Origin of the sequence: Rhodovulum tesquicola (assembly GCF_024128855.1) — a bacterium.
Classification (GTDB): Bacteria; Pseudomonadota; Alphaproteobacteria; order Rhodobacterales; family Rhodobacteraceae; genus Rhodovulum; species Rhodovulum tesquicola.
The window spans coordinates 1-7,105 of record NZ_JAMYDV010000040.1 but is presented as its reverse complement, the minus strand read 5'-3'; the positions used below and the strand labels follow the sequence as shown (position 1 = coordinate 7,105).

Genomic DNA, 7,105 nt, shown 5'->3' with positions numbered 1-7,105 from the left:
CGACTACATCGAGCGCTTCTACAACCCGCGCAGACGGCATTCGAAACTGGGCTACATCAGCCCCATGGAGTTCGAGGCCCGCGCTATGCTAGCTTAACCTGCTGTCCACGAAACCGGCAGCAGGCCATGGCCGGGCGGGGGAGATCGGTCAGACATAGAAACCCCGGTTCCGACGGGCCATGCCCGACCGTGCCGGGGGCGCAGGGTTCCGGCGCGCATCGCCGCGCGTCAGCGAGGCAGAACCGGACTGGCGGCCGGGCTTGTCGCCACGGGTCGCAGCCCTCTGCCCTTTCGCCCTCGGCCTGGCTGCGACGGTGAACGCAATTGCGCGCGGCCTGCGGGGGTGCCGGACCCGCTTGCCGAGACGGGCACCATCGGGCAGCCCCGGCCGTTCAGCTTTGCCCTCAACCCCGCCCGCATCCCCGTTCGGGGGAAGAACGCCAAGTCCGCAGATCACCCCGCAAGGCTCCGCGCGATCGGGCAACCCTCGCCTGACCCGGAGATAAACGCCAGCCGGCCGCATGAGTCGCGGACATGCCGGGATAACGCCCTTGTTCTCGGTCACTTGGGCGGCTATACGCGTCAGCGGAGACGTGGCCGAGTGGTCGAAGGCGCTCCCCTGCTAAGGGAGTAGGCGGGAAACCGTCTCGAGGGTTCGAATCCCTTCGTCTCCGCCACTTGCCCTCGCGAAAGCGTTCTCCCGATCCGGCTGCGGCCGGATTTTTCCGTTGTTTTGGGGGGTTATGCGGGTGGGGCTGTTAACCGGCCCCGGTTCCAGGAGGGACGAAAGCGGTCTCTCAGGGTTGATATTCTCCGGACCTGATGACTGCGCCGATTTGGTGAATTTCTTTTAAGGCTATGAAAATGAAGGGTTTTTGGCAAGCCCCGCCGAACACTTCGATTTCAGGGACACGCTTCGAGAAGGAACAGAAATCGAACTCATTATCGGAGGCTCATTCTGCTTTCACTGAACTAAAACTAGTGCCGCGCTATGGCTTGATTGCAATGCAATCGTCGCCTAGCATCGTCCCGATGGTCGGGGAACTTCATGGCAAGCATTACAATTCGCAACCTAGAGGACGATGTGAAGCGCCGCTTGCGCATTCGCGCTCCCGCGCCAGTTCGGTGCAGGACCCGATCTCGAGGAAGCGCGCGAAGATCCAGCGCACATGCGCGGCGCATTCCTCATCCACCACCAGCTTCCGGTTCTCGACGCGGTAACCGTAGGGCGGCACACCGCCCATCCACATGCCCTTCTTCCGGCTGGCGGCGACCTTGTCGCGGATCCTCTCGGCCGTCACCTCGCGCTCGAACTGTGCGAAGGACAGCAGGATGTTCAGCGTCAGCCGTCCCATAGAGGTCGTCGTGTTGAACGACTGCGTGACCGAGACGAACGTCACACCGTTCCGGTCGAACACCTCGACCAGCTTGGCGAAATCCGCCAGCGAGCGGCTGAGGCGGTCGATCTTGTAGACCACCACAACATCGACCAGCCCGTCCTCGATATCCTCCAGCAGCCGCTTCAGGCCGGGCCGTTCCAGCGTGCCGCCGGAAATCCCGCCGTCGTCATACTGATCGCGGACCAGCACCCAGCCCGAGCGCCAGCAGGCCGCACAGTTCGGCGCGTCGCTCGGCGGGCGTCATCCGGTCGGGAGGCAGGGGATTGGGGCGTTTCATGAAGGGCTGGTCCGTGAGGTCTCGCCCTTCTCCTACTCACCGCATTCGCGAACCGTCCCACAGGGCCCGGACAGGCACGGGTGGAGCTGCCGTGGACTCGACTCCCGGTTGTCTGGTCGGGTAGAACATAATCGGAACATGTCCGGCATTAGCGAGGTGAAAAAATGGGTTCAGACCTCAAGAAATTCGTCAATCCAAAATTCCTGAAGACCATCGAACTCGCGCGGTGTTGTTCGCGACCGACCCGCCGTATCTGGTCGACTACGACGGCTCGAACCATCCGACCCGGAACAAGGACTGGAGCCAGTCCTACGGCGTCACCTGGGACGACAGCTCGCAGGGCGCCGAGCTCTACGACGGGTTCATCGCGGCGGCTGTGGCGGAAGCCATCCCTTCCGATTCCCAATTAGCGGTCGCCGTTCAGCTCGAACTGCGGAGGACACGGCCTACTGCGGTCCGGATAAATCGACCTCCTCTCAGCTTGGCGGCTGCGATCAAACACCGTCTTCGGCTTCCAGTGCCCGTCGCAATCGACGGATCAGGACGCCGCGGGCCCGTTCATCCGGGCTGGCCCTCAGAGCGTCGTTGATTTCGAGAATCAGCCGCGACACATCGTTGTGCCAATCCATCCGCGCCACTTTTTCCGGGGGAAGCCTTCGTGGCGTGGTTTCGGCGAGCCTCTGGCTCCCCATTGCTGTCAACTCGAACTCTTCATCCAGTTCCGGTCGCAGCACATGGGCGGGATCGACGATACCCGTCAGCCGCGCGGCCAGCCCTTCCATCGCGGCCTCCTCGCCATGGACCAGAAAGACATCGTGCCTGATCGGCAGTCGGGCCCTGATCCAGTCCCGCAACTCGGTGCCGTCCGCATGGCCGGAGTACAGATCGAGCGACCTGATCCTTGCCCGGACAGCAAATTCCTCGCCTTGAATCCGCACCGACGTCGCACCGTCCTGCAGGATGCGACCCAATGTACCGACGGCCTGGAAGCCGGTGAAAAGCACCGTGCCCTCGTCGCGCCATAACCAGTTCTTCAGCCGGTGCCGAATGCGTCCGGCATCGCACATTCCGGACGCGGCAATGACGATGTGAAAGCCCCTGATCCGGTCCAACGCGATGCTTTGTTCCCGCGTTTCGGTGAAGTGCAGGTGCCGCGATTTCAGCCCCTTCATCAGCACCGCCCCTTCCTCCAGCTCTCGATGGTGTTTGGCGAAAACGCGCGTGGCCTTGGTTGCAAGCGGACTGTCGACATAGATCGGGGTCGGCGGCAGCGCGCCTTCGGCGATCAGGCGACCCAGATCGCTGATCAATTCCTGAGCCCGCTCGACTGCAAATGATGGGATCAAGAGCGCCCCGTTCGGATGCATGGCGGCGCGAACCTCATCTGCCAGCAGCTTGCGGCGGCGATCAGCCGTTGCATCAATCCGGTCACAATCGCCATAGGTTGACTCGCAGATCAGGTAGTCCACACCGCTGGGGCCTTCGGGGTCGGGGTGCATCAGCTTGTAGTCGGGACCGATGTCGGCCGAGAACAGGATTCGCATCGGGGACGTCTCTGCTTGCGCCACTTCGATCTCGATCGAAGCCGAACCCAGAAGATGCCCTGCGTTCCAGAACCGGGCCCGCAGGCCCGGAAGCACGGAAAACCAGGTGTCGTAAGGCTCCGGGCGAAACAGCGCGAGGCAGGCATCTGCATCCTGACCCGTATAGATGGGAGTGACCTTGCCGCGATCCCGCCGCGCTGCCCGGCGGTTGAACTGTTCCACCTCGATCTCCTGAATATGCGCACTGTCGGGCAGCATCACCCCGGCCAGATCGGCAGTAGCAGGTGTCGCATGGATCGGGCCGGCAAATCCGTGCTTTACCAGTTTAGGCAGCAGACCCGAGTGGTCGATATGGGCGTGACTGAGGATCACGGCAGCAATGGTGTCTGGCGCGAATGGAAAGGGTCGGTAGTTCAACTCCTTCTCGGTCTTCGACCCCTGAAACAGACCGCAATCGATCAGGATCTGCCCGTGATCGGTTTCAAGTCGAAAGCAGGACCCGGTGACTGCTCTGGCTGCCCCGTGAAACGTCAGGCGGGCGTGAGACATGGGTCGGTCCTTTCGATGGCAATCCGGTCAGCGCCAGGTGCAGTTCACAACCAGAAACGGGACGCCCGGAGCGGCGACAGTGAGACGGACCTTGCCGCCGGAGATGCCTGCTGTGTGGGTGATTTCATGATCGCGTCCGCTTGAAGCTTCAGCACAACCTATACAATTTGTCTCTCCAACCCCAATCTGATTTGCTTTTCGATCTCGATGGTCGCGAAAAAGACCGCACCGACAGCGACGATCAGAAGACCGTCGACCAGAGGCACCGGCTCGGTCCCGATGATCGCCTGGAGCGGCGATAGATAGGTAACGGCAAACTGGGCTGCGGTGACGGCGATGACCACGATCCAGACCACGCGCGTCCCCTTCACCGCATCCCAGGTCAACGAGGTACGATGAATATTGCGGATGAAGAACAGCTGGAAGATTTCGAGCACTACCAGCGTGTTCATCGCCATCGTCTGAGCGAGCGCCAGGGAATACCCCTTGTCGATGGCGTAGGTGAAGACCCCGAACACGGCCGCGAGAAAGAGAAGTGCCACCAGGATCACGTGCCAGACGAGTTGCCCTGACAGGATCGGTGCATCGCGGCGGCGTGGCGGGCGGGCCATGGTCCCGGGTTCGGTCGGCTCAAAGGCCAGTGCGAGAGCGAGAGTGATACCCGTTATCAGGTTGATCCAGAGGATCTGGACCGCCGTCACCGGCAAGGCAAAGCCCACCAGGAGAGCCAGCACGATGGTCATGGACTCGCCTGCATTCGTTGGCAACGTCCAGCTAATGACCTTCTTGAGGTTGTCGTAGACCGTTCGCCCCTCGCGCACGGCGGCCGCGATGGAGGCGAAATTGTCGTCGGCCAGCACAAGATCGGCCGCCTCCTTGGCCGCCTCGGATCCCTTGAGACCCATGGCGATGCCCGCGTCGGCGCGCTTCAGGGCCGGGGCGTCGTTCACCCCATCGCCCGTCATGGCGACCGAGAGACCATTGGCCTGCAACGCGGTGACGAGGCGCAACTTGTGCTCGGGGCTGGTGCGGGCAAACACATCTACGCCGGTCACCTCAAGAGCCAGTTGCGCATCATCGAGCTTGTCCAGTTCCGCTCCGGTCAGCACCCGATGCGGGTTCTGCAGCCCGATCTGCCCGGCGATGGCGGCAGCGGTTCCCGCATGGTCGCCGGTGATCATCTTGACCCGAATACCCGCCGCCCGGCATTCGGCCACAGCGGCGATGGCCTCCGGGCGAGGTGGGTCGATCAGCCCGACCAGCCCGAGGAACGTGAGCCCGCCCTCCAGGGCAGCCGGGTCGATCCGCGGTCCGGTCTCGCTACGTTCCGCCAGCGCGAGAACCCTGAGGCCGCGCCGAGCCAAGGCCTCCGCACGTTCATGCCAGGTCTTGCGGTCGATCCCGGCGCACATGCGAAGCACCCGCTCAGGGGCACCCTTCACGCGGGTCACATTCCCATCCGGCCCCTCGTTCAGCACGGCCATGAACCGGTGGCGGCTGTCGAAGGGGATGGCATCGAGCCGGCGTGCGCCCGCTTCGACCCCGGCCTTGCCCGCAAAGGCGAGGAGCGCGCCCTCCATCGGGTCGCCCTCGACAGCCCAGTGTCCGGCTTTCTCCAGCAAGGCCGCGTCGTTGCAAAGCAAGGCCGCCCGCGCGAGGTGCGACAGGTCACCTTCCGGCGTGATGGCCCCGTCCGGCGCATAGCCTTCACCCGCAATCTCGAAGCTGCCATCGGGCGTCTCGGCGGCAGCCACGACCATCTCGTTGCGCGTCAAGGTGCCGGTCTTGTCTGTGCAGATGACCGAGACCGAGCCGATCGCCTCGATCGCAGGCAGGCGACGGACGATCGCGTTGCGTTTCGCCATGGCTTGAACGCCGATCGCCAGCGTGATCGTCATCACAGCCGGCAACCCCTCGGGGATTGCCGCCACCGCGACGCCGACGACCGACATGAACATCTCTGCAAAGTCGTGATGGCCGACGAAATAGCCGTAGGCCAGCAGAAGCCCCGACGCGAGGATGATCAGAAACGACAGCCAGCGCGCGAAATGATCCATCTGCTGGACGAGGGGCGTGGTCAGTTGTTCCACCCCCGCCAGGAGCCCGCCGATGCGTCCGATTTCCGTGGCTGCGCCCGTTGCGACGACCAATCCGCGTGCCGTGCCCTGGGTCACCAGCGTGCCCGACCAGAGCATCGACCGCCGGTCCCCAAGCGCTGCCTCCGGCGCAACAGGATCAGTGACCTTATCGACAGGAACGGACTCACCTGTGAGGATGGCCTCCTGCGCGGCCAGACCGCGCGCTTCGAGGATGCGCAGGTCGGCAGGCACCTTGTCGCCTGCCTCCATCAGCACCACGTCGCCGGGCACAAGCGTATCCCCATTTACCGAGACACGCTGCCCGTCCCGCAGGACCGCGGCCCGCGGCGCCAGCATGCCGCGTATCGCGGCCATTGCAGCCTCGGCCTTGCCCTCCTGAAGAAAGCCGATGACCGCATTGGCGAGGACCACGGCTAGGATCACCCCGGTATCGACCCAGTGCTGCATCGCGCCGGTGATGACCGCGGCGCCGATCAGCACGTAGATAAGCACATTGTGGAAATGCGCCAGAAATCGCCTGAGCGCCCCCCGCGTTCGGACTTCTGGCAGACGGTTCGGTCCGTGTTTCTCGAACCGCTCCACCGCTTCCGAAGAGGTCAGGCCCTCTGGCGTGGCCTGTAAGTTGACCAGGCAATCGGTTGGTGAGAGGTGATGGAACGCGGACATGGATTTAGCTCGCCAGAATAGAGAACGCCGACGGCGGGACCGGTCGTGTCGCGAATGCTGTGGAAATTTCCTGGCAGCGTACTCCGGGCATGTGAACTTGGTGCCGTTCAGGCGGCGCGGTCAAGAGGCATCGGCTCGAGGGGCTGAGACAGCGTCTCCCAGCCGTCGACCTTGCGCATCTGGATCTGGCCGGATGCCAGAAGCGCCCAGAGCAGCATCGGCACCGTCTCGGCGCAGGGCAGGACGGTCTGGGTCTTGACCCTGCGGCGGAACTCCTCGTTCAGGCGCTCGATGGCGTTGGTGGTCCGGGCCGATTTCCACTGCGACGGGTCGAGGCGGGTGAAGGTGAAGAGCCGGTCGCCGGCTTCTTCAAGGCTGTCGGCCACGGCCTTGCACTTGAGGCGCCACTTGCGCAGGAACGCCTTGCGGCGGGTCTCGATCTCTGGCCTGCTGCCGGTTTCGTGGACACGAAGAGAAGATAAGATCGTGACCAAGGACCTGGAGATCGGACATGGTAAGACGGAAGTTCACGAAGGAGTTCAAGTTTGAGGCTGTGAAGCTGGTGACAGA

3 protein-coding genes, 1 tRNA gene and 3 pseudogenes are annotated in these 7,105 nt (G+C 63.4%); 3 read left to right on the top strand and 4 right to left on the bottom strand.

From position 1 onward, the window contains the following. Together NHN26_RS17665 and NHN26_RS16960 are read left to right on the top strand one after the other, a co-directional pair. On the top strand, nt 1-97 hold a 97-nt coding region (locus NHN26_RS17665), incomplete at its 5' end, for an IS3 family transposase (RefSeq protein WP_331429120.1). Nucleotides 98-587: 490 nt separating this feature from the next. Next, nucleotides 588-677, top strand: a tRNA-Ser gene (locus NHN26_RS16960). A gap of 432 nt (nt 678-1,109) precedes the next feature. Here the strand turns inward: NHN26_RS16960 and NHN26_RS16955 are convergent. Continuing rightward, a pseudogene (locus NHN26_RS16955) lies at nt 1,110-1,595 on the bottom strand (recombinase family protein); the annotation flags it as partial. Nucleotides 1,596-1,897: 302 nt separating this feature from the next. Between NHN26_RS16955 and NHN26_RS16950 the strand changes: the two are divergent. Further along, nucleotides 1,898-2,080: pseudogene (locus NHN26_RS16950) on the top strand (DNA methylase); the annotation flags it as partial. A gap of 91 nt (nt 2,081-2,171) precedes the next feature. On the opposite strand, the gene NHN26_RS16945 reads toward NHN26_RS16950, so the two are convergent. From NHN26_RS16945 to NHN26_RS16935, 3 genes and pseudogenes are all read right to left on the bottom strand, one after another. Beyond that, nucleotides 2,172-3,770: an MBL fold metallo-hydrolase RNA specificity domain-containing protein gene (locus NHN26_RS16945; protein WP_253090504.1), complete on the bottom strand. Its 1,599-nt coding sequence runs from the start codon at nt 3,768-3,770 to the stop codon at nt 2,172-2,174. 158 nt (nt 3,771-3,928) lie between these two features. Then, entirely contained in the window at nt 3,929-6,535 is a 2,607-nt protein-coding gene (locus NHN26_RS16940) for a cation-transporting P-type ATPase (protein ID WP_253090503.1), read from the bottom strand. A 107-nt stretch (nt 6,536-6,642) separates the two neighbouring features. After that, nucleotides 6,643-6,978: pseudogene (locus tag NHN26_RS16935) on the bottom strand (transposase); the annotation flags it as partial. Nucleotides 6,979-7,105: the final 127 nt, after the last annotated feature.

Bases quoted from the DNA above. Each gene is read 5' to 3' on its own strand.
- NHN26_RS16940 (WP_253090503.1), bottom strand. From the start codon at position 6,535: ATGTCCGCGTTCCATCACCTCTCACCAACCGATTGCCTGGTCAACTTA.
- NHN26_RS16945 (WP_253090504.1), bottom strand. From the start codon at position 3,770: ATGTCTCACGCCCGCCTGACGTTTCACGGGGCAGCCAGAGCAGTCACC.